General features: G+C 63.3%; 18 protein-coding genes. 11 read left to right on the top strand and 7 right to left on the bottom strand.

Going from position 1 to position 21435, the window contains the following annotated elements; translation table 11 throughout:
- Nucleotides 1-53 precede the first annotated feature (53 nt).
- From panB to panC, 3 genes are read left to right on the top strand one after another with little or no spacing between them, the layout of a single operon-like run.
- Nucleotides 54-860, top strand: a complete 807-nt coding sequence (panB, locus tag FF80_RS14870; RefSeq protein ID WP_035102047.1) for a 3-methyl-2-oxobutanoate hydroxymethyltransferase — start codon at nucleotides 54-56, stop codon at nucleotides 858-860.
- Entirely contained in the window at nucleotides 850-2061 is a 1212-nt protein-coding gene (gene coaBC, locus FF80_RS14865) for a bifunctional phosphopantothenoylcysteine decarboxylase/phosphopantothenate--cysteine ligase CoaBC (protein WP_035102045.1), read from the top strand. The genes panB and coaBC overlap by 11 nt, the downstream gene beginning before the upstream one ends.
- Nucleotides 2058-2903: a pantoate--beta-alanine ligase gene (gene panC / locus FF80_RS14860; protein ID WP_035102043.1), complete on the top strand. Its 846-nt coding sequence runs from the start codon at nucleotides 2058-2060 to the stop codon at nucleotides 2901-2903. Before coaBC ends, panC begins: the two co-directional genes overlap by 4 nt.
- A gap of 22 nt (nucleotides 2904-2925) precedes the next feature.
- Here the strand turns inward: panC and FF80_RS14855 are convergent, their stop codons facing one another.
- The 3 genes from FF80_RS14855 to FF80_RS14845 all read right to left on the bottom strand — a co-directional run bounded on the left by FF80_RS14855 (nucleotide 2926) and on the right by FF80_RS14845 (nucleotide 6217).
- Nucleotides 2926-3846 carry an iron-siderophore ABC transporter substrate-binding protein gene (locus FF80_RS14855; protein WP_035102041.1) on the bottom strand — a complete coding sequence of 307 codons (921 nt, stop codon included), beginning with the start codon at nucleotides 3844-3846 and terminating at the stop codon, nucleotides 2926-2928.
- Between the two features lie 63 nt (nucleotides 3847-3909).
- Nucleotides 3910-5259: an MFS transporter gene (locus FF80_RS14850; RefSeq protein ID WP_035102039.1), complete on the bottom strand. Its 1350-nt coding sequence runs from the start codon at nucleotides 5257-5259 to the stop codon at nucleotides 3910-3912.
- Nucleotides 5260-5317: 58 nt separating this feature from the next.
- Nucleotides 5318-6217 carry an SMP-30/gluconolactonase/LRE family protein gene (locus FF80_RS14845; protein WP_160172840.1) on the bottom strand — a complete coding sequence of 300 codons (900 nt, stop codon included), beginning with the start codon at nucleotides 6215-6217 and terminating at the stop codon, nucleotides 5318-5320.
- A 141-nt stretch (nucleotides 6218-6358) separates the two neighbouring features.
- Between FF80_RS14845 and FF80_RS14840 the strand changes: the two genes are divergently transcribed.
- Nucleotides 6359-7138, top strand: coding sequence for an NAD(P)-dependent oxidoreductase (locus tag FF80_RS14840; protein WP_035102038.1), 780 nt, complete (start codon nucleotides 6359-6361; stop codon nucleotides 7136-7138).
- Nucleotides 7135-8181, top strand: a complete 1047-nt coding sequence (locus FF80_RS14835; protein WP_052153624.1) for a LacI family DNA-binding transcriptional regulator — start codon at nucleotides 7135-7137, stop codon at nucleotides 8179-8181. The genes FF80_RS14840 and FF80_RS14835 overlap by 4 nt, the downstream gene beginning before the upstream one ends.
- A 5-nt stretch (nucleotides 8182-8186) precedes the next feature.
- On the opposite strand, the gene FF80_RS14830 is transcribed toward FF80_RS14835, so the two are convergent.
- On the bottom strand, nucleotides 8187-9401 hold the full coding sequence (locus FF80_RS14830; RefSeq protein WP_052153623.1) for an ROK family transcriptional regulator: 1215 nt from the start codon (nucleotides 9399-9401) through the stop codon (nucleotides 8187-8189).
- 278 nt (nucleotides 9402-9679) lie between these two features.
- Here FF80_RS14830 and FF80_RS14825 point away from each other — a divergent pair, with 278 nt between their 5' ends.
- The 6 genes from FF80_RS14825 to FF80_RS14800 all read left to right on the top strand — a co-directional run bounded on the left by FF80_RS14825 (nucleotide 9680) and on the right by FF80_RS14800 (nucleotide 18404).
- Nucleotides 9680-11587: an ABC transporter substrate-binding protein gene (locus FF80_RS14825; RefSeq protein ID WP_052153622.1), complete on the top strand. Its 1908-nt coding sequence runs from the start codon at nucleotides 9680-9682 to the stop codon at nucleotides 11585-11587.
- Nucleotides 11588-11692: 105 nt separating this feature from the next.
- Nucleotides 11693-12679 carry an ABC transporter permease gene (locus FF80_RS14820; RefSeq protein WP_035102036.1) on the top strand — a complete coding sequence of 329 codons (987 nt, stop codon included), beginning with the start codon at nucleotides 11693-11695 and terminating at the stop codon, nucleotides 12677-12679.
- Between the two features lie 11 nt (nucleotides 12680-12690).
- Nucleotides 12691-13818: an ABC transporter permease gene (locus FF80_RS14815; RefSeq protein WP_052153621.1), complete on the top strand. Its 1128-nt coding sequence runs from the start codon at nucleotides 12691-12693 to the stop codon at nucleotides 13816-13818.
- A gap of 4 nt (nucleotides 13819-13822) precedes the next feature.
- Nucleotides 13823-14866 carry an ABC transporter ATP-binding protein gene (locus FF80_RS14810; RefSeq protein ID WP_200877213.1) on the top strand — a complete coding sequence of 348 codons (1044 nt, stop codon included), beginning with the start codon at nucleotides 13823-13825 and terminating at the stop codon, nucleotides 14864-14866.
- Nucleotides 14859-15875 carry an ABC transporter ATP-binding protein gene (locus FF80_RS14805; protein ID WP_035102033.1) on the top strand — a complete coding sequence of 339 codons (1017 nt, stop codon included), beginning with the start codon at nucleotides 14859-14861 and terminating at the stop codon, nucleotides 15873-15875. Before FF80_RS14810 ends, FF80_RS14805 begins: the two co-directional genes overlap by 8 nt.
- Before the next feature lie 60 nt (nucleotides 15876-15935).
- Nucleotides 15936-18404: a hypothetical protein gene (locus tag FF80_RS14800; RefSeq protein WP_052153620.1), complete on the top strand. Its 2469-nt coding sequence runs from the start codon at nucleotides 15936-15938 to the stop codon at nucleotides 18402-18404.
- A 129-nt stretch (nucleotides 18405-18533) separates the two neighbouring features.
- On the opposite strand, the gene FF80_RS14795 is transcribed toward FF80_RS14800, so the two are convergent.
- From FF80_RS14795 to FF80_RS14785, 3 genes are read right to left on the bottom strand one after another with little or no spacing between them, the layout of a single operon-like run.
- Nucleotides 18534-18995, bottom strand: a complete 462-nt coding sequence (locus FF80_RS14795) for an MmcB family DNA repair protein (RefSeq protein WP_035102031.1) — start codon at nucleotides 18993-18995, stop codon at nucleotides 18534-18536.
- Nucleotides 18988-20181 (bottom strand): MFS transporter, encoded by a 1194-nt coding sequence (locus FF80_RS14790; protein WP_052153619.1) that lies wholly within the window; start codon nucleotides 20179-20181, stop codon nucleotides 18988-18990. The genes FF80_RS14795 and FF80_RS14790 overlap by 8 nt, the downstream gene beginning before the upstream one ends.
- On the bottom strand, nucleotides 20178-21350 hold the full coding sequence (locus FF80_RS14785; protein ID WP_035102030.1) for an MFS transporter: 1173 nt from the start codon (nucleotides 21348-21350) through the stop codon (nucleotides 20178-20180). Before FF80_RS14785 ends, FF80_RS14790 begins: the two co-directional genes overlap by 4 nt.
- Nucleotides 21351-21435 lie beyond the last annotated feature (85 nt).

The following is a 21435-nucleotide window of genomic DNA, read 5'->3' as shown; positions in this document are numbered from 1 at the left end:
CATTAATGAAGGCGCGCGGGGGCACGTGGTCTTCGCTCACTGCAAGGAGTGCCATGTCTGTCCAGAGCCAGGCCAAGCGCCTTACCACGCGCGATATACGGGCCAAGAAGCGCAGCGGCGAGAATATCGCCATGCTCACCGCCTATGATTATGTGACCGCGGCGCTGCTCGACCAGGCGGGGATCGATATCCTGTTGGTCGGCGATAGCCTGGGCAATGTGGTGCTGGGGCATGAAACCACCCTGCCCGTCACGCTGGACGACATGATCCGCCACGCGGCCGCCGTGCAGCGCGGCACCAATCACGCGCTGGTGGTGTGCGACCTGCCCTTCGGCACCGCGAGCGATCCCGATACTGCCCTGCGCAATGCGGTCACGCTCCTGCAGCAAACGGGCGTCCAGGCGGTCAAGATCGAGGGCGGGGCGGCAGCCGCGCCGATCGTTGCCCGGCTGGTGGTACAGGGCATTGCCGTCATGGCCCATATCGGGCTGACGCCGCAATCGGTGCATCAATTGGGCGGCTATTACCGCCACGGCAAGCAGCAGGAAGAGGCGCGCGAACTGACCGCGGCCGCCAAGGCGCTGCAGCAGGCCGGCGCCTTTGCCATCGTGCTGGAATTTCTCGTGCCCGAACTGGCCGCCGAGATTACCCGCCTGCTGGATATCCCCACGATCGGCATCGGTTCGGGTCCCGATTGCGCCGGGCAGGTGCTGGTGATCAATGACCTGATCGGGCTGAGCGTCACCCCGCCGCCCAGCTTTGCCAAGCCAAAGGCCGATGTCGCCGCGATTGTCCGCGCCGCTGCCACTGCCTATATCGCAGAGGTCAAAGCCCCAAAGGATTCCTCCCTTGGCCAGTAACATCCTCATCGCCGTCACCGGCAGCATCTCGGCCTACAAAATGGCCGACGTGGTCTCCGATCTCACCAAGCGGGGTCATCAGGTGCAATGCATCCTGAGCGCCAGCGCCCAGCAATTCATCACCCCCTTGGTACTCGAAACGCTGAGCGGGCGGCCGGTTAAGTCGGACCTTTTCGGGGCCGACATTTCAGGCACCGAGCATATCGATCTGGCGCGCTGGGCCGATGTCTTCGTCGTCGCCCCGGCGACCGCCAATGTGCTGGCCAAGCTGGCGCTGGGCCTGGCCGATGACCTGCTGACCACGGTGGCCTTGGCAACCAAGGCACCCGTGCTGATCGCTCCGGCCATGAACACCGTGATGTGGGAGCATCCCGCCACCCAGGACCACCTGCAAACCCTGCTGCAGCGCGGCGTCGGCGTGATCGATCCGGCCGCCGGAACGCTGGCCTGCGGCGAAGTGGGGATCGGCAAGCTGGCGCCCATCCCCGCCATTGTCGGCGCCATCGAAGCGGCCCTGATCCAACCCGAAACCGACCTTGCCGGCACGACAGTACTGATCACCGCCGGCCCCACCACCAGCCCGATCGACGCGGTGCGCTACATCACCAACCACTCCACCGGCCGCATGGGCGCGGCCATGGCCGAGGAAGCGTTGCGGCGCGGCGCCGCGGTGCGCTATGTGCTGGGCGTGGACAAGGGCGTGGTGCGCCCGGTTCCGCCCAAGGACAGCGCCACTCGCCTGACTCTGGTCGAGGTGCACACCGCCGAAGAGATGGCGCAGGCCGCACTGGGCTTCCTGCCGCAGGTCAATGGCGTGATCGCCACCGCAGCGGTGCTGGACTACCGCGTGGCCACGCCATCGGCCAATAAGCTCAAGCGCGCCAGCGAAGCCGTGGCGCTCGATATGGTGCCCTCGGTGGACGTGCTGGGCGCCTTGAAGGACGCCGCCACCAGCCAGTGGTTTTTAGGCTTTGCCGCCGAAACCGATGATGTCGAAGCCAATGGCCGCAAGAAGCTCGACGGCAAGAAACTCGATTTCCTGTTTGCCAATCCCGTCGCCCGCAGCGGGGAAACCAGCGCCACCGGATTTTCCGTGCCCACCAATGGCGGCACCCTGTTCCGCGCCGGGGGCGAGGCCGTTGCCCTGCCGGTGATGAGCAAGACGGACCTTGCCAAACGCCTCTGGGACCTTATCGCATGATTACAATATTGCGCACCATTGCCGAGGTCCGGGCCTGGCGCGACAGCCTGCCCGGGACCGAAAAACTGGGCTTCGTGCCCACTATGGGGGCGCTACATGCCGGCCATATCAGCCTGATGGAATTGGCCCGCCGCCATGCCGACCGCACCATTGCCAGCATTTTCGTCAACCCGCTGCAATTCGGACCCAATGAGGATCTGAGCAAATATCCCCGTCCCATCGAACAGGATCTCGCCCTGCTCGAAGCGGCGGGGGTGGACGCGGTGTTCCTGCCGCCGGTGCATGAGCTTTATCCGCCTGATGCTTCCACCTTCGTCACCGAGGACAGCGTTTCGAGCCATCTCTGCGGCGCCGTGCGGCCCGGCCATTTCCGGGGCGTCACCACGGTGGTACTCAAGCTCTTCAATATTGTTGCGCCGGACCTCGCCGTATTCGGCCAGAAGGACGCCCAGCAATGCGTGGTTATCGAGCGCATGGTGCGCGATCTCAACCTGCGCGTGCAGATCCTGCGTGGCCCCATTGTGCGCGAAGCCGACGGGCTGGCGCTGAGTTCGCGCAATATCTATCTCGAACCCGCCGACCGCCAGGCAGCTCCGGCGATCTTCAGAAGCCTTGAGGCGGCGCGCAAGGCCTTCGAGGGCGGCGAACGCCACGCCGTCACGCTTGCCGCCATCGGTCGGGCAAGCCTTGCCACCGAGCCGCGCATCGCCCCGCAATATTGGGAAGTACGCCACCCCCAGAGCCTTGAACCCATCTCCACGATCGGCCCCGAAGGCGCCCTCCTCGCCGTCGCCGCGCATCTGGGCAGCACGCGGCTCATCGACAATCTGTTGCTGGCTTGACCGGGCCACAGGCGGGCCGCAATCAGCGCGTCGAAGCGATCCCGTAAATGCGCTCGATGTCATCCAGCGCCAGATGGGCCGCCAGAATCCCGCCGGCGGTCGCCCACACCGTGTCGGACACACCATAGACATGGCCGGTCTTGGCCACTGCCAGGTTCTGCCAGAGCGGATCGCCCAGCCAGTTCTGTTCCTCCTCGAGCGCCAGCCCGTCCCCGGTCTCGTAGGAAAAATACAGCAGCCGGTCGCCATCGAGTTCGGGAATGCGTTCCTTGGTGATCGGCTCGGCCAGGCCGGGTCTGTCCTGGGCCTGCGGCCGGCCGAAGCCGATATCGCGCAGGATCGAACCGGAAAAACTGTCATTGTTATAGGCGTAATTTTGCCCGGCGATGAAGCGCACCAACCCCACCTTTTCGGAGCGGCGTTCGCCCAGCGCCGACTGGATGGCGGTCACCCGGCGCTGATAGTCAGCCAGCGCGACTTCGGCTTCCGCGGTCTTGCCGGCGGCCTCGGCATAGACCGCCAGATTCTCCCGCCACTGGCCAGTAATGTTCTCGACAAACACGGTGGGGGCGATGGCCGAAAGCTGGTCGTAGATCTTTTCGTGCCGCTTCTTGTTGCCGATGATCAGGTCGGGCCGGAGCGCCGCGATGGTTTCCATGTCGGGCGCCAGCTCCTCGCCGGCCACTACCGTATCGGCCAATCGGGCCGCGACATGGTCGAACCATGGATTGGCATTGGCCGAGCGAACCGCGCCGACCGGCACGATGCCCAGCGCCAGCAGGTCTTCGGTCGCTTCGTTGGTAAGGGCGACGATGCGCAGCGGCGCGTCGGACACGGCTGTCGTGCCCATGATGTGAGTAATGTCCCGGGCGAAGGCGGCGGGCACGAGCAGCGTCAGCACGGCCGGGATGGCCAGAAGCGAGAACAAGCGGCGAGTGATCATCTTTGGTCCATAAAATGACAATTAAAGTCATATTTAGACATCAATCCTGTCGCGCCTGTTAAGTCAAGCCGGGCTGGCCTTGGCGCCCTCCCCGTCAAGGTCGTCGTCGTCCGAGCTGCCGGCATAGGCCGCCGAAAGCTGGCGGTAATATTTCGAGCGCAGCGCCAATAGGGTCACGACCACGCCCACGATGCCCGCAACGGTAAACACCAGCGCAATGCCCCGCGCCGGACCAGTGCCGAACCAGCCGCCAATGGCATCGGCGCCCGCGCCATCGGTCATGAATGGAATAACGATGAATTGGGTCAGTGGGCCGATCAGGAAGGCGGTCAACGGGGACGCCGCCTGTTCGACCGATTGGGCAAAACCGAAGACGCGACCCTGCCGTTCCAGCGGCACCACCTTTTGCAGGGTCGTGTGTTCGGCGGCCTCGGCATAGGGGCTCAGCAGCATCCAGATGAAACACCCAACGGCCAAAAGCCAGATCGAAGGCTGGATGGTAAAGACGCAGCATACCGACCAGGTGATCAGGTTGACCAACAGCAGCGTGCGTAGCGGATTCTTGCCCAGCCCGGTCCTGGCGATAATGATCCCGCTCAGGATGAACGCCGTCGACAGCACGCCGAGCAGCAGGCCCCAGACCTGCACCGACACCAGCGACAGGCCATAGGCGTCCAGCAGCGCCATGAATATGCCGCCCAGGAAATTGTTGAAGGTGGCAAAAAAGATCAGCGCGAACAGGCCCGGCACGGCGGCGATTACCGCAATCGTGCCCTTGATATCGACCCGCTTGGGCTCGACCGGTTCGCCCGGCACCGCCTCGACACGCCCTTCATCGATCCGAACCGGAAACAGATGGGCAAAGGCCAGCAGGGTCAAAACCAGCGCCAGCGACAGCGTCGCCACCATGCCACCCCAGGCCACGAGGAACCCACTGATCACCGAGGTGGTCAAAAACCCGATGCCGGAGACCATGCCGACCAGCCCATTGGCCTTGTCGCGCCGGTCTTCAGGAATGAGGATCGTGACCAGGGTGGGCAGCGCAATGGAGCGGATATTGCCGGCAATGACGCCCAGCATGACGAGGAACACGAAGATCCACAGCTGTGGGCTATAGGGATTGGTGAAGGCCTCGGCCGGCGAAAGCAGCAACAGCGCCAGCGACACGGCATAGAAGGCGGCCGACACCACGCTCGAGCCCAGCATGGCGAGCTTTTTGGGATTGTGATCGACAATGCTGCCCAGCCAGAAGCCGAACCCGGCCGTGAACACCAGATAAACGCCAGCGATCATGCCGGTGGCGAACACCGATTGGGTCTCGATATAGACCCAGAAGGTCAGTGCGAACCACACGGTGAAGTTGGTTATGTTGGCAATCAGATTATTGCCCAGCAGATGGTAAAACGGGGTCATCGGCGCCTCTCCTTGCCGGCGCGGCAGGCTAGGACGGCACGGCGCGATGCTCAACCCTTTATCCCTGCGGAAATCCAAACCGGCAGACCGGCACGCCGGGCACCGCGGCGCGGAATTGCACCACACCGTCCCGGCCCTCGGTGTCGCCGCCTGAATTCAGGCTGGTGACAAATATCGTGCGCATATCGGCGCCGCCGAAACAGGGCATAGTTGGATGGCTCAGCGGCAAGTCGACCCAGCCGGCCAGCGTACCATCGGGCGCAATGCGGTTGATGCGGCTGCGGCTCGGTGCAGCGGACCAGTAATAGCCATCCATATCGCAAGCAGCGCCATCGGCGCGGCCATTGGTCTCGTCGCGGTCGCGCAGCCGGCGGCGATTGGCAATGCGCCCATTGGCGGCATCGAAATCCCAGGCATCCACCCACATTTGCCCGCGCGAATCGGAGTGATAGAGCGTGTTCGCCTCCCGGTTCCAGGCCAGCCCATTGGCAATGGTCACCCCGCTCGCCAGCACACTGACTTCGCCCTCGGGCGTGACGCGATAGAGGCGCCCTTCCGGCTCGCCAGCGCTGCCAAAGTCCATGCTGCCGACATAAAAGGCGCCGTCCGGCCCCACCTTGCCGTCATTGAAGCGCATATTGGGCTTTGCATGTTCCACCGCCGCAAGCGGCGTCCGCCGCCCACTTTGGATATCCACCAGTTCGACCGTGCGCCGGAACGCCACCACCAATTGACCGGGACCGGCAAGGCCAAAACTGCCCACCGGCTCGTCAAAGCGCAGCGCCTGCCGGGTGCCGTCGCCCAGTGAGAGCGCATGGATCACGCCCGCTTCGATATCGCACCACCAGAGCCGGTCATGCGCCCCGTCCCAGACCGGGCTTTCTCCCACCCCGAAGCGCTCGCGCACCAGAAATGTCACGGGCCCCAGGGCCAATTGCTCACGCGCTGTCTCGCTCACCGGCATGCTCCCGATTCGGGCCTCCTGCCCCCTCGACGCTATCTTGCCTCACGGCCGGATTAGTCATACCAACTTTTGCACCGCTCAATCGGCAATCGTGCCACGCCAGCACTTTCCGGCGCGCATAAGGGCTTCGGTTCCATGTCCCGCATCCTGCTCACCGGAGCCTCCGGCTATCTGGGAACACAGCTCCGTCCAGCGCTTGTCGCGCAGGGCCACATTGTGCTGGCCACCGATATGCGCCCCGCGCCCGATGGCACTGATATCGCGCTGGCCGACCTGGCCGATGCCGCAGCCATCGATGCGCTGATGGCCCAAAAGCCCGATGCCGTGCTGCATCTGGGCGGCATGGCCAATGAGGGCGATTGGGACCTCATCCTGCGCGCCAATATCATGGGCTGCTACAATATTTTCGAGGCCGCCCGCCGCCATGGCGTGGGCCGGGTGATCTATGCCTCGTCCTATCACGTGGCCGGCTTCTACCCCACGGCGCGAGCGCCGCTGCCGGTGGACATGCCCTATCGCCCCGACACGCTGTACGGCGTCTCCAAGGCTTTCGGGGAGAACCTGGCCCGGTTCTATTTTGACAAATACGGCGTGCAATCGCTGTCGATTCGCATCTGCTCGGCCCACAAGCCGAAGACACCGCGCGAATCCCGCAATTGGTGCGATCCCACTGATTTGGCGCGCATGGTCGGCCAGGCGCTCAGCGTGGACGAGCTGGGCTGCCAGACCCTTTACGGCATCTCGGACAATCCGGGCGCCTTCTTCACCAACCCGCCCGACAATGGGCTGGGCTGGGCGCCCCAGGGCAGCTCGCTCCTGCACGATTTCCCCGATCCGCGTGGTCCTATCGATCTCAAGGACCCGGCCAATATGTTCCTGGGCGGCGGCATGGCGCGCCGCATGGTGCCAGGATGAAGCCGGTGCACAAGAAAGTGGGTTTCAAGGAAATCGCGCTACAGGCCGATGTGGCCATTTCGACCGTGTCGCATGTGCTCAATGGCACCGCGCCCATCTCGCCCGAGGTCCGCGCCCGCGTGCTCGATGCTGCCGGCCAATTGGGCTATCTCGCCAAGCGGCGGGAAAAAGCCTCGATCGCCGTGCTGCGATCCATTCTTCTGGCCGTGCCCAGCGATACGCTGCCGCATAATGAATTCAACCTCTTCTCCTGGACGCTGCTCAGCTCGCTGATGCGCGAATGCGAGCGGCGTGCCATTCGCGTCGTGCCCATCGAAATCGACCGCCCTGATATCAGCGGCGACAAGATAGTGGCCGAAGCGCGAGCCGCCGAGGTCGATGGCATCTTGCTGCTCAGCGAAGACCGCCGCGAGGTGCTGCACGACATCGCGGCTTCGGAAATTCCCGCCGTACTGATCAATGGCGAAGACCATGAAATGCAGATCGACAGCGTCACGCCTGGCAATCGCTTTGCCGCCCGCTACGCCACCAATTGGCTGATCGAGGAAGGCCACCGCTCGATCCTGCACCTGACCTGGGAGGGCCGCTCGACCATTCGCCGCCGCCGCGACGGTTTTCTCGACGCCTTCCGCGCCAACGGCCTGCCGCTCGACACCGCCCATATCCATCTGGCCGAAGGCTTTCTGCCCGATCAGGGGGAAGCGGCGCTCACCGCCTGGCTGACCGGGCATGACGGGCTGGGCGGGGTGACAGCGATCTTCTGCGCCGCCGACAACCTGGCGCTGGGCGCGCTCGCTGCGCTGGGCAAGGCCGGGCTGGCCTCGCCGCGCGACGTCTCCATTGTCGGCTTTGACGGAGTGGCCATCGGCGAATTGACCACGCCCAGCCTCACCACGGTCAGCGTGCCGCTCGAACATATGGGCACCGCCGCCCTGCATCTGCTCGAGCAGCGCATCGTCAACGCCGCCCAGCATCCTCCCGCCCACCGCCTGGAACTGGGCTGCCGCCTGACCATCCGCAACAGCGCACGGCGACTGATTTAGCCCCCTCATTCCTCCCCGAACAAATCCGCCAGCAAATGCCGCCGCGCCGTCTCCAGCGCCCCGGCCAATCCCGCGCGCGAGCCGGTATTACTCGCCACAATCGGCACCGGCCGCTCAAAGCGCGCCGCCAATTCCGCCTGCACCCGCTCAATCAGCTCGGGCCGCGCGCCAACACTGCCACCCAGCACCACCAGTTCGGGATCGACCAGCGCAATCAGCGACACGATGCCCAACGCGACATGCCCCGCCAACTCGTCGATGGTCTGCAGCGCCCGCGCGTCGCCCGATGTAGCGAGATCGAAAATCGTCCGGACCGACACATCCTCTGCCCCGCCGCGCCGGGCAAAGGCTTCGCGAATCCCGGCCTCGCCCACCATGGTTTCAAAATGCCCCTGCGCCAGCGAGCGCGCCGTAGTGCGATGATCGGGCAGCGGCAGATAGGCGATTTCCCCGGCCCCGCCGGTGGCGCCACGCAATAGCCGGCCATTGACCATCAGCCCCGCACCGACCCCGGTGCCCAAGGCGATAAAGGCGATGTCGCGCTTGCCCTGCCCGCTGCCGCTGGCAACTTCCCCCAGTAGCGCCAGGTTGACGTCATTCTCGATCGAGACCGGACAATTCAGCGCCCTGGTCAGCCGGGCATGCAAATCCACCGCAACCAGACCGGGCAAATTGGCCGCAAGGTTCAAAATACCAGTAGCCGGATTGACCGCGGCCGGCACACCCACGGTACAGGCCTGCACGCGAAACCGTTGCGCCCCGGCGGTCCTCGTCAGGCTATCGGCCAGGTCCACCAATTGCCTGACCAATTGGTCAAGCCCGCCAAGGGCGGTCGGCACGACAGTTTCGGCCAGCACCTTGCCGCGCAGATCGACCAGGGCAGCAGCAATCTTGGTACCCCCGATATCAAAGCCCAGCGCCAAAGCCGCATCGGGCCGCAGCGCATAGCTCAGGCTGGAGCGCCCCGGCAGGCCATTGATCGTCCCGGCCACCTGCACCAGTCCGCGCTGTTCCAGCACCGATAGCAATTCGGATACGGCCTGTTTGGAAATCCCGACCCGCTTGGCCAAGGCGGGGCGTTGCAGCGCCCCCCCCTCGATCAATATCTCGGCCAATTGGCGCAGCTGGCGCGATGCCGGATTTGAGGCACGTACCTTGGTTAAATTTGCCGGATCCGGCCGTTGTTCGCTAGGCGATTGATTTATCTGCCAATCTTCCATTCAAGATGGACCCCTTCCCCTCTGCTAGGCGGCATAATGCCATTCGTGCAAAATTTTTCTAGTTGATTCATACGACGAGTGACGCAATTATGAAAGTGCAGCGGCAGAAGCCACCGGAAAGACGAGGAAATCGCGCCGGTTTCGAATGTCCTGCCGGCGGGAGGATCTATCTCATGCAAATATTTTTATTGTGACGAGGCTATTCCTGCGCAAAATCACAGGCCGGGCATAGCGCCTCGCCGAGGGAACCCAGTTCATGTTGGGGGAGGATTGAGACGATGAATTCCAAGAAATGGGTTGCAGCTTTGGCAACCGGCATCCTGTGTACGAGCGGGCTGAGCGGTCTGGCCTGGGCCTTCCAGGAAGCCCCGATGCTGACCGAGCTGGTCGAAGCCGGCAGCCTGCCGCCGGTCGATGAGCGCCTGCCGGTCAAGCCGACCGTGGTCAACGCCCTCGAGGTTGGCCAATATGGCGGCATCTGGCGCCGCGCCTTCAGTGGCCCGGGCGATCGCTGGGGCCCCACCAAGCTGATGGAAGAACGCGTCCTCAAATGGACCGCCGACGAAGCCGGAGGCGCCGTGCTGACGCCGGGCTATATCGAGAGCTATTCCGTCAACGAGAATTCCACCGAATTCACCTTCACTCTTCTGGACGGCCTCAAATGGTCCGATGGCGAGCCGGTGACCACCGAAGACGTCGCCTTCTGGTACAATGACATCTTCCTCAACCGCGAGATCGTGCCCACGCTGGAGCCGACCTTTGCCCCGGGCGGCGTGCCGCTCGAACTCGAAGTGGTGGATGAGCGCACCTTCAAGGTGAAATTCGCCCAGCCTTATGTGTATTTCCTGCAAATCCTGGCCAAGGATTCCACCGGGGAGCCGAGTCTGGACCGTCCCAGCTTCCTGTTCCCCAAGCATTATCTGAGCCAATTCAACAACAATTATGCCAGCGACGAGGAATTGGCAGCAGCGGCCAAGAAGTTCAACGTTGCGGCCTGGACCGATCTTTGGGGCTCCAAGGGCGCGGCGACCGCCTGGTGGTCCAATCCCGACCTTCCCGTGATCACCGCCTGGAAGATCGAGACGCCGCCACCGGCCGATACGGTCGTGATGGTGCGCAATCCCTATTATTACGCCGTCGATCAGGAGGGCAACCAGCTCCCCTATATCGACCGCATCGAACACCGCCTCTATCAGGATCCCGAAACGCTCAACCTGATGATCGCCCAGGGACAGCTGGACATGCAGGATCGCGGGCTGACCCTCACCAATTTCACCTTCTACAAGGAAAACGAGGAGCGCGGCGGCTATCATACGGTCAATTGGAAGGACACCAATATCTGGTCGCTGGTGCCCAACATGACCGTCAAGGACGAGGTGCTGGCCGCCCTGTTCGCCGACGAGAAGGTGCGTGAGGCGCTTTCGGTCGCGGTCGATCGCGAGCTGATCATCGAATTGACCCAATCGGGCATGGCCCAGCCGATCCAGGCGGCGCCGGTGACCGGCACGCAATATTACAATGAAGAGCTCGCCACCCATTGGACCGAATACGATCCGGACCTGGCCGATCAATTGCTCGATGAGGCGGGGCTGACCGAACGCGACGCCCAGGGCTTCCGGCTGCGCGCGGATGGCAAGCGCTTCAGCCTAGTGGTCGAAACCAGCGACGCGGCCCATGCCAAGACACTGGAATTGCTGACCGAAAACTATGCCGAAGTGGGCATTGAAATGCTGCCCCGCGTCATCGACCGCACGCAATGGGACAATAACCGGGCCAATAACGATTTCCAGATGCACTGGATCCCGTTCGACCGCATGACCTTTCTGCCCGCCGACCCACGCCGCCTGATGGGCTGGGACGGTTACGGCAACGAATATTTCAAATGGTACAGCACGGACGGCGCCGAAGGCATCGAGCCACCCGCTGACGATCCGGTCCGCGAGATCTGGGCGCTGTGGGACAAGGCCTCGCAATCGGCCTCAATCGATGAAGCCGATGTCTCGGTCAACGAAATGGCCCGCATCTTTACCGAACAGGGTTGGGTGATCGGCGTCTATGGCGAAGGCCCGGTGGTCAATATCGTGGGCAACACCATGCAAAACGTGCAGCCCGATCTGGTGCAGGACGACATCTTCCGCGGCATTGGTCTGGCCCGCACCCAGCAGTTCTGGCTCGACCAGCCCTGATAGACGCATAGGCGCGCGGAGCCCTCGGCCCGCGCGCCATCTCGGCCCCACGGCCCGGACTCCAAGCCGGGCCGTGGCGTGCCGGCAAGGGGAGAGAACTGCAGTATGATTGCCTTTATCGGGCGGCGTGCGCTTCTGGCGATACCGACGCTGATCTTTATCTCGTTCATATCCTTCGTCATCATCCAGCTGCCGCCGGGCGATTACGTCACCTCCTATGCGGCCCAGTTGCGCCAGCAGGGCGACTATATTTCCATCGCGCAGGAAGCGATCATGCGGCAGAATCTGGGGCTCAATGACCCCATTCTGGTGCAATATTGGCGCTGGATTTCCAATATCGTGTTCCGTGGCGATTTCGGCCATTCCCTGGAATGGAATGCACCTGTGGGCAGCCTGATCTGGGATCGGCTGGCGCTCACTCTCGCCATTTCCTCGCTCAGCCTAGTCTTCACCTGGATCATCGCCATTCCGGTCGGCGTCTATTCCGCCACGCGGCAATATTCCATTCTCGACCACCTCTTCACCGTCTTCGGCTTCCTCGGCAAGGGCGTGCCCGATTTCCTGCTCGCGCTGATCCTGATGTGGATCGGCTTCATGTATCTGCATATCGATGTGGGCGGGCTGTTCTCCCCGCAATATCAGAACGCCCCCTGGAGCTGGGACAAAGTCGTCAACCTGCTCTCCCATCTGTGGATTCCGCTGGTCGTGCTGGCGACAGGCGGCGCGGCTGGCCTCATCCGCGTCATGCGTGCCAATATGCTCGACGAATTGGGCAAGCCCTATGTCGAGACCGCCTATGCCCAGGGCCTTTCCGAACGCCAGGTGGTGTGGAACTACCCCGTGCGCGTGGCGCTCAATCCCTTCATCTCCACCGTCGGCTGGTCGCTGCCGGCTTTGTTCTCGGGCGACGTGATCACTGCCGTCGTGCTCAACCTGCCCACCACCGGGCCGTTGCTGCTGCAGGCCCTCAAGATGCAGGACATGTATCTGGCAGGCAGCTTCATTCTCATCCTCAGCGTCTTTACCGTCATCGGCACGCTGGTCTCCGATATCCTGCTGGCGTGGTTCGACCCGCGCATCCGCTACGCGTGAGGAGTGCGCCCGTGACCGATTCCGCCCTCGAAGCCCCCAAAGTCCGCGACCACAAGGAAGACCTGTTCACCGCCAAGCCCTGGCAATTGGTGTGGCGCCGCTTTTCCAAGCATATGCTCGCCGTCGTCTCGCTGTGGTTCCTGATCCTGCTGGCGCTGACCGCCATCTTTGCCGATCAGGTGGCGCCCTATGATCCGTTCAAGGTGCAGCGCCTGCGCACCCTCGCCCCGCCGACCGGCATTCACCTGTTCCACGAAGGCCAGTTCGTCGGCCCCTTCGTCTATGGTCTGTCGCGAGAACGCGATCCCAATACCGCCCGCGTGCTCTACGAGGCCGATCCCGAAACGGTGCTGCCGATCCAGTTCTTCTACCAGAGCGACGACTACAATTTCCTGGGCCTGTTCAAGTCCAATATCCACCTCTTCGGCGTCGACGATCGCCGCGAGCAGATCAACCTGCTCGGCACTGACGATCTGGGTCGTGATGTCTTTTCCCGCCTCATGCATGGCGGCCGCGTGACGCTGTCGGCGGGCCTCGTCGGGGTGGTCTTTGCCTTCGTGCTCGGCCTCACCCTGGGTTCGATCTCGGGCTATTTCGGCGGCTGGATCGATTCTTCCATCCAGCGCCTCATGGAATTCATCCGCTCCATTCCCACCATCCCGCTCTGGATGGGTCTGGCCGCGGCTCTGCCCATCGCCTGGGACCCCATCTTTGTCTATGTGCTGATTACATTGATCCTGGCGCTGATCGGCTGGACCCATCTGGCGCGCGTGGTGCGCGGGCAATTCATGGCCATCCGCAACGAGGATTTCGTGATGGCGGCCCGCCTCGCCGGCGCTTCGGAATACCGCATCATCACCAAGCATATGCTGCCCTCGATGACCTCCTATATCATCGCGGCGCTGACGCTCGCCGTGCCCGAAATGATCCTGGGCGAAACCGCGCTCAGCTTCCTGGGCCTGGGCCTGCGTCCCCCCGTCGTCAGCTGGGGCGTGCTGCTGCAGGATGCGCAAAACCTGCGCTCGATCTCGATGGCGCCCTGGCTGCTTTCGCCGGGCCTGGCGGTGGTGCTCACCGTGCTGGCCTTCAATTTCCTCGGCGATGGCCTGCGCGACGCGGCCGACCCCTATGGGCAATAGCATCATGACCAATTCCATGCCTGAAAACCGGCTGCTCGAACTGGACAATGTGCAGGTGCAGTTCCCCATGCGCGAGGGCCTGGTCAAGGCCGTCAACGGCGTGTCCTACCATGTCAACAAGGGCGAAGTGCTGGGGATTGTCGGCGAGAGCGGGTCGGGCAAATCCATCACCGCCCGCGCCATCATGCGCTTGCTGCCCAAGAATGCCAAAGAGACCGGCGGCAGCATTCGCCTGCGTCCCCGCACCGGGGAAGAGTTCGAGCTCTCCGCGCTCGACCGCAATAGCCGCGCCGTGCGCAAGGTGCGCGGCAATCATATCGGCATGATCTTTCAGGAGCCGATGACCGCGCTCTCCCCGGTCCACACCATCGGCACCCAGATCATGCGCACCGTGCAATTGCACAAGGGGCTGAGCAAGGCCGATGCCCGCGCCCGCGCCGTCGAGCTTTTGGCCAAAGTGCAGATGCCGCGCCCCGCCCAATTGGTCGATGCCTATCCCCACCAGCTCTCGGGCGGCATGCGCCAGCGCGCCATGATTGCGCTGGCCATTTCGTGTGATCCCAGCCTGCTGATTGCCGACGAGCCCACCACCGCGCTCGACGTCACCACCGAAGCCCAGATCATCGAATTGCTCAAGGAGCTCAAATCCGAGCTGGGCATGGCCATCGTCTTCATCACCCACAATTTCGGCGTCGTGGCTGATATCGCCGACCGGGTCTCGGTGATGTATCTGGGCCGCATTGTCGAAACCGCCGATGTCGACGACATTTTCTACGCCCCCAAGCATCCCTATACCCAGGCGCTGCTGCGCTCCATTCCGCGCCTTGGGGTGGATCAGGGCCGGCGCCTGCCCACCATTCCGGGCATGGTGCCCGATCCGTTCAGCGTGCCCAATGGCTGCGCCTTCAACCCGCGCTGCATCCATGCCGTGCCGGGTCTCTGCGACACCCAAGTGCCGCCCGAACTGCGCTTTGGCAGCCAGATGTCGCGCTGCCATATTGCCGAGCAATTCGCCCAAACCGAACAGCAGGAGCCAGCCCATGTCTGATCCCGGCCTGACCCTTGCCGATGACACGCTGATCTCGGTGCGCGGGCTCAAGAAATATTTCCCCATCCATGCCGGCTGGCGCAAACGCCATGTCGGGGACATCAAGGCCATTGACGACGTTTCCCTCGATATCAAAAAGGGCGAAACCTTTGGCCTGGTCGGGGAAAGCGGCTCGGGCAAATCCACCGTCGCAAGACTGATGCTGCGCGCCTATAGCCTCACCGATGGGCAAATCCTGTTCCGCCGCGCTTCCGGCGAAGTGGTCGACATTTCGGGCCTCTCCGAGCGGGGCATGCGCGAAATGCGCCAGGAAATGCAAATGATTTTCCAGGACCCCTATTCCTCGCTCAATCCGCGCATGACCCTGCTCGAACTGGTGGGCGAGCCCATGGTGATCCATGGCGTGGGCAGCCAGGCACAAATCCGCGACCGGGTGGCCGAACTTTTGAGCGTGGTCGGCCTGCGTCCGGAATTCCTCACCCGCTATCCGCATGCCTTTTCCGGCGGCCAGCGCCAGCGCATCGGCATTGCCCGGGCTCTCGCGCTCAATCCCAGTTTCATTGCCGCGGACGAAGCCGTTTCGGCGCTCGACGTGTCGGTGGCTGCCCAGAACATCAACCTGCTGCAAGATTTGCAGGAGCAGTTCGGCCTCACCTATTTGTTCATCACCCACGACCTGGGCATGGTGGAGCATATCGCCGACCGGATCGGCGTCATGTATCTGGGCCGCATCATGGAGATCGCGCCGACGCACGATCTCTTCAGCAAGCCGCTCCATCCCTATACCGAAGCGCTGATGGCGGCCGTGCCGCAACCCGATCCGCGCGGCAACCGCACCCGCAAACGCGTGCCGCTCAAGGGCGAAATCGCCAATGCCGCCAATCCGCCTTCGGGGTGCCTGTTCCACCCGCGCTGCCCCTATGCGCAGGAGCGTTGCGCCAGTGAAGAGCCGGCTTTGCGCGCCCTGCCATCGGGCCGCCAGGTGCGGTGTCATTTGCCGCCGAATTGAGCCTGACTGGCGCCGTTGCGGCCGCTCAACGTTAACAGTCTGCTAACCAAATCGGGTCCCATGTCAAAACCGCTTCTCATCCTCAACCGTGGCGATAGCCTTGCCGCCTGGGCCCTGTCGCCAGTCATGGCCACGCCCTTTCCGGGCATTCCGGCGCCCGCTGAAGACAAGCAAAACTACAAATATATCAATGGCTTCGTCGACGTTGGCGACCTACCCTGCCGCGTCGCCACCTGGCGCGACATCGCCACGCGAAATGTCACACTCGACACCTCTTGGCCCGTGGAGAGCCTCTACCTGCCCGGCGCCAATCGCCGCGTCGAATTCAGCCAGTTCCGCTTCACCCCGACCCGTTTGGCCCGCTGGTGCCGCACCAGTCTGAGCGCCCCGATCGACCGCTATTGCTCGTTCCGCCTCTCGACGCGGGGGGGCGTGCATATCTGGGTCGATGGCGAAATAGCTGCGCGTTTTGAACCCTTTACCCGCAATTCCACCGAGCAAAGCGTCGTCCACCTGCCCATCAAAGCGGCTGGCAGCGACATCGTCGTTTTGACCGAAGACATGGCCGAGCGCGACACCAATTGGTTCTTCGAGCTCACCCTGCTCGACGACGTCCCCCTCGCCGTCTTCCTGCCAGGCGCCCCGGCCGATGCCCACCTCGATAGTCTCAAGGCATTGGCCGCAGAAGTCCGGCCAGCCGGGGAATTTACCGGCTCCAACGACCCGCTGGTGCTCGAATTCGACACCCCCGCAAGCCTTTCCGTCGCCATCCACGCCAAGGTCGGCTCGACCTCGCATGCCAAACACACCATGCTTGATCGCACGGTCACGCTGAACGCGGGCGAGACAAAAGTCACCCTCTGCCGCGGCGATGAATTGCCCGACGGCTACCACATTATCGACCTGACCTTCATCCTCGACGATACACGCGTTGCCCGCCGGATCGCCTGCGCAATCATCTATGATATTGCCCCCCAGCCGCGTCATGCCGACATTGCCGAGCGCAAGCGCGAGGCCCTGCTGCATAGTGCAAACGAAGGCGAGATGCGCATGGGCACCGCCCTTGCCATGCTGGCGTCGGGCCAGCCAGCTGACCAGCGCTTCCGCGACATTATCGAGGAAACGCTGAGCATTATCGAGGAGCGTTGGGACTGCGCCGATTTCGTCAGCGTGCCGCTGCTCTGGGCCTTTGCGCGATATGCCGCCCAGTTCCCCACCGACCTGCGCGCCCGCACCAAGACGGCCCTGCTCAATTTCCGCTATTGGGTGGATGAGCCGGGCAATGACGTCATGTGGTTCTGGAGCGAGAACCACGCTTTGTGCTTCCACGTCTCCCAACTGATGGCTGGCCAGCTCTTCCCCGACAGCCTCTTCACCGCCGCCAACCGCAACGGAAGCGAACAAGCCAAGCTCGCCGCCGAGCGACTGCATTTGTGGTTCGATGCGGTCGAGGCCGAAGGGCTGGCCGAATGGAATTCATCGGCCTATTACCCGGTCGATTTCATCGGTCTCTTGGCCTTGATCGACTTCGCCCCCGCCGACATTGCCATCCGCGCCCGCCGCGTCACCGACCGCATCTTTACCATGATGGCGCTGCATACCCTTGGCGGCGTTTCCGCCGGCAGCATGGGCCGCGCCTATGACAAGGAATTGCGCGCCGGTCCGCTGACCGAACTTGCCCCCTTCGCTACCGTCGCCTTTGGCAAAGGCTGGCTCAATCAGGGCGTCGCCTCGCTCCCGTTTTTTGCCGCCGGTAATTATCTGCCGCCGCCCGAGCTGGGCAGTCTGGCCTGGCCCGAGCCGGGCCAGGCCATCACCGCCCATTACACCCAGGGCTATGACCACGCCGCCCATCTAAGCCTGTTCAAGACCCCCGCCGTGCAGCTATCGAGCAATGCCGGCGCCAAGCCGGGCGGCTACGGCCACCAGCAGCATGTGATCGACGTGCTGTTCTCCGCCCATCCGCTGGCCCGCAGCTGGATCAACCATCCCGGCGAAGACGATCCCTGGGGCAGCCAGCGCCCCTCCTATTGGGCCGGCAATGGCGTCCTCCCCCGCGCCGCCCAGCACGAAAACGTTGCCCTCTTGCTCTACGACCTGGGCAGCAATCCGCGCCTGGATTTCACCCATGCCTATGTCTCGCAGGCTGGGGTGGAAGCACATCTGATCGACGGCGCCCTGATCCTGCGCTCAGGCAATGGTCTCCTGGCCTACAAAGCCACCGCCCCACTCGAGCCGGTCACCAAGGGCCCCAGCGCCGGTCGTGAATACCGCTGTTATGGCAAGATGATAGGCTGGATGGCCCTGGCCGCCGAAGGCGACGATATCCATGCCTTCGCCCAGCGCATTGCCGGGCTCGACCTCAGCCTTGACGGCCGCCATCTGACCCTTAAGGGCCTGCCGGTCGGCACGATCGGGCTGGATTGGAATGCTGGTCTATCGGTGGACGGCAAGGCCGTCGCGCATCCGAATATAAGCATCGAGCCGCTGATCCGGCGACGCAGGCTCAGCGAAACGATGGCGGGGTAGCGTCCCCAGTAGACCTCATGGTGAGCCTGTCGAACCACGAGGTCGTGCCCACCATCCCGTCACGACCTCGTCCTTCGACAGGCTCAGGATGAGGTCTACTGCAAGAACGGCAAGCCACGGTCTATCGACCTATTTCGGACCCGGATCCATCAACATATGGATCCGGTCCGCTCCCAGCCGCGCCAGTTTGAGCATCAGCGCCTTGCGCCGGGCCGGGGCCATGGGCGTGTCGGGGCTGTCGCGCAGGATCGCGCCATCATGCCCATCGGCCACGATCAACCCTTCGCTTTCGGGGAAAATCCCGGCGTCCAGTTCCGTCGGCTTAGCGAAGAAGAACCGGTCGGAAAATTCCCGATATTCATGCCACTTCTTGTCGACCTGAAAATCGAGCAGGCTCGACTTGATCTCAACGATCCAGATCTCGCCTTTCGGTCCCACGCCCAGCACATCGGCCCGCCTGCCGCTGCGCAAGGTTACCTCGGCATAGCAGGCCATGTCATAGGTTTCGCGCAGCAGCCGCATCACCCCGCGCTGCACGCGCAGCGCGGTGGCCGATTGGCGCAGGTCGATAATGGGCGGCAGCTCAGCCATGCGGCGGCACCGGCTCGGGCGGCAGGCCGTGCGGTTCTTCCACCTTGCGATTGCCCAGCGCGAAGCTCGCCGCCCAGAGTCCGGCCACCAGCAGCGGCAGGCAGATCAGGTAAGAGTTGCGGATGCCCAGATATTCGGCAACGAAACCCAACAGCGGTGGCGCCAGGAAGAAGACGACAAAGCTCACCTGGCCAAGCGCTGCGACATTGACCGCGGCCGGCCGGTCGGTGCGCTGCGCGGCCGCCGAAACGGCCAGCGGATAGACCGCCGAGCAGCCAATGCCCATCAGCGAGAAACCGGCCAAAGCCACCCAGGTCTGGGGCGCCATGCCCACCATCAGCACGCCGATCGCCGCCAGCACCAGCAGCACCATGGCTACATTGCGCGGACCATAGCGGGAGACGACCGGGTCGGCGGTGAGCCGCATGGCCGCCATGAAGAAGGCAAAGAGCGTCAGCCCCATGCCGCCCACAAAGGGTTCGGCCGAGAAGACATCGCGCATATAGATGGCCGACCAGTCGATGCCCGCGCCTTCGACGAGGAAGGCGGCAAAGCCGATAATGCAGAGCGGCACCAGGCCCCAATTGGGAAAGGCGATGCGGTGTGCGCCGGCATCGTGGCTCTGCCCCTTGGGCTTGGGCGCCGGCACCATGCCGAAAAACATATAGCCGCCCACTAGCACGACGATCGCTGCAATGATCGCCATATGCCATTGGACGCTGAGCCCGGACTGGCGGATCATGGCACCGAACAGCGCTGTGACGAAGAAGCCGACGCTCCAAAAGCCATGCGCGCGGTTCATGTAGCGCTTGCCGCTGGCCGTTTCGAGCCGGTCCGTTTCCACGTTGAGATTGATTTCGAGCGCGCCGGACAACAGCCCGGTGAAGAACATCACGACGAACACGGCCGGCGCCACCGGCAACCAGGGGATCAGTGCGAAGAGCAATGACGGACCCAGCACGGTGACCAAAGCTGTCATGCGCGGCCCGACTTTTTCGATTAGCGGGGAGGCAAAGGTCAGCGAGATCAGCGAGCCGAGCGACATGCCGATCATGGTGAGGCCCAATTGGCTTTCCGACACCCCCAGATGGGTCTGGATATCGGGCAGGCGCGCCATCAAGGCGCCGGTGGTTATGGCAAACAGGAAAAAACCCGCATAAATGCGGTATTGCGGTGCAATATTCATGGGGTCACGGTCGATCTGACAGGTTTGGGGCCCAGGGCAGAGGCGGCGAACAGGCTCAACGCGACGAGCGGCAGCCCCACGCCAAAGGCCCAGCGAATGCCGAGATGCTCGGCGATATAGCCCAGCAGCGGCGGTCCCAACAGGAATGATACAAAGGAAATCTGCGCCAGCGCCGCCACATTGACGGCGGCAGGCCGGTCGGTGCGCTGCGCTGCCGCCGACATGGCCAGCGGGAAGATGGCGCTGGTGCCCACCCCCATCAGCGCCAGGCCCAGATAAGCCGCCCATTGCGCGGAGGTGAAGAAGACCAGCAGCGTGCCGATGCCCAGAATGGTCAACAGGGTCCGCGCGACGATGACCGGGCTCCAGCGTTCGACAAAACTATCGGCGAAGAACCGTGTCACCGCCTGCGTGCCGGCGCCCAGGGCCACGGCAAAACCGGCCCAGAACGGGGCGGCGCCAAACACGTCGCGCATATAGATGGCCGACCAGTCGATACCGGCGCCCTCCATGATCATGGCCGACAGGCAAACCGTCACCAGCACGAGAATAGCCAGGGTCGGGCGGGCAAAGCGCGGCGCCGCATCGGTATTGCCGCCGCTGCGATGCTCGGCTGGCTGAAACCGGCCCAGAATCAGCAATGTAGCGATGGCGACAACAGGCACCATGATGGCCAGGTGCATCTGGGCGGACAGGCCGGTCTGGGCGATGAAGGCCCCCACCATTCCGGCGCTGAAAAAACCGAAACTCCAGAAGGCATGCGAGCGGTTCATGATGCGCCGGCCAATGGCATGCTCGACCCGGTCGGCCTCAAGATTGATGATGATCTCGATGGCGCCGATGGTTATGCCCACCGGCATCAGCAGCAGGAACAGCGTCAGCGGCGTCTGCGCCCAGACGGCGATGGCGTAAAACACCGCCAGCGTCGGCAAAGCCGTCAGCAGCGTGCGGCGATAGCCGATACGCTCGATGATCGGGCTGGCAAAGGTCAGCGAGATCAGCGTGCCCAGGGCCGCCCCGATCAGCGCAAACCCGAGAGCGCCTTCGCCCACGCCCATGGCGTGCTGGATATCGGGCAGGCGGGGATAAAGGCTCCCCATGCAAAATGAATAAACAAAGAACGCCCCATAGACCTTGATCTGGGGCGGCAGCTCAATGCCGAATCTCATAATAAAAGCTACTCGCAAACAGAAGCGAGGCGCACGCTAGTCCATTTCGCCGAGGAGTAAAATAGGGCCTGCAAGCGCTTTAGCT

The organism is Devosia sp. LC5, assembly GCF_000735585.1.
Lineage (GTDB): Bacteria > Pseudomonadota > Alphaproteobacteria > Rhizobiales > Devosiaceae > Devosia.
Note: the sequence above shows the minus strand (reverse complement) of the source record. Positions and strands in the feature narration are given on the sequence as shown.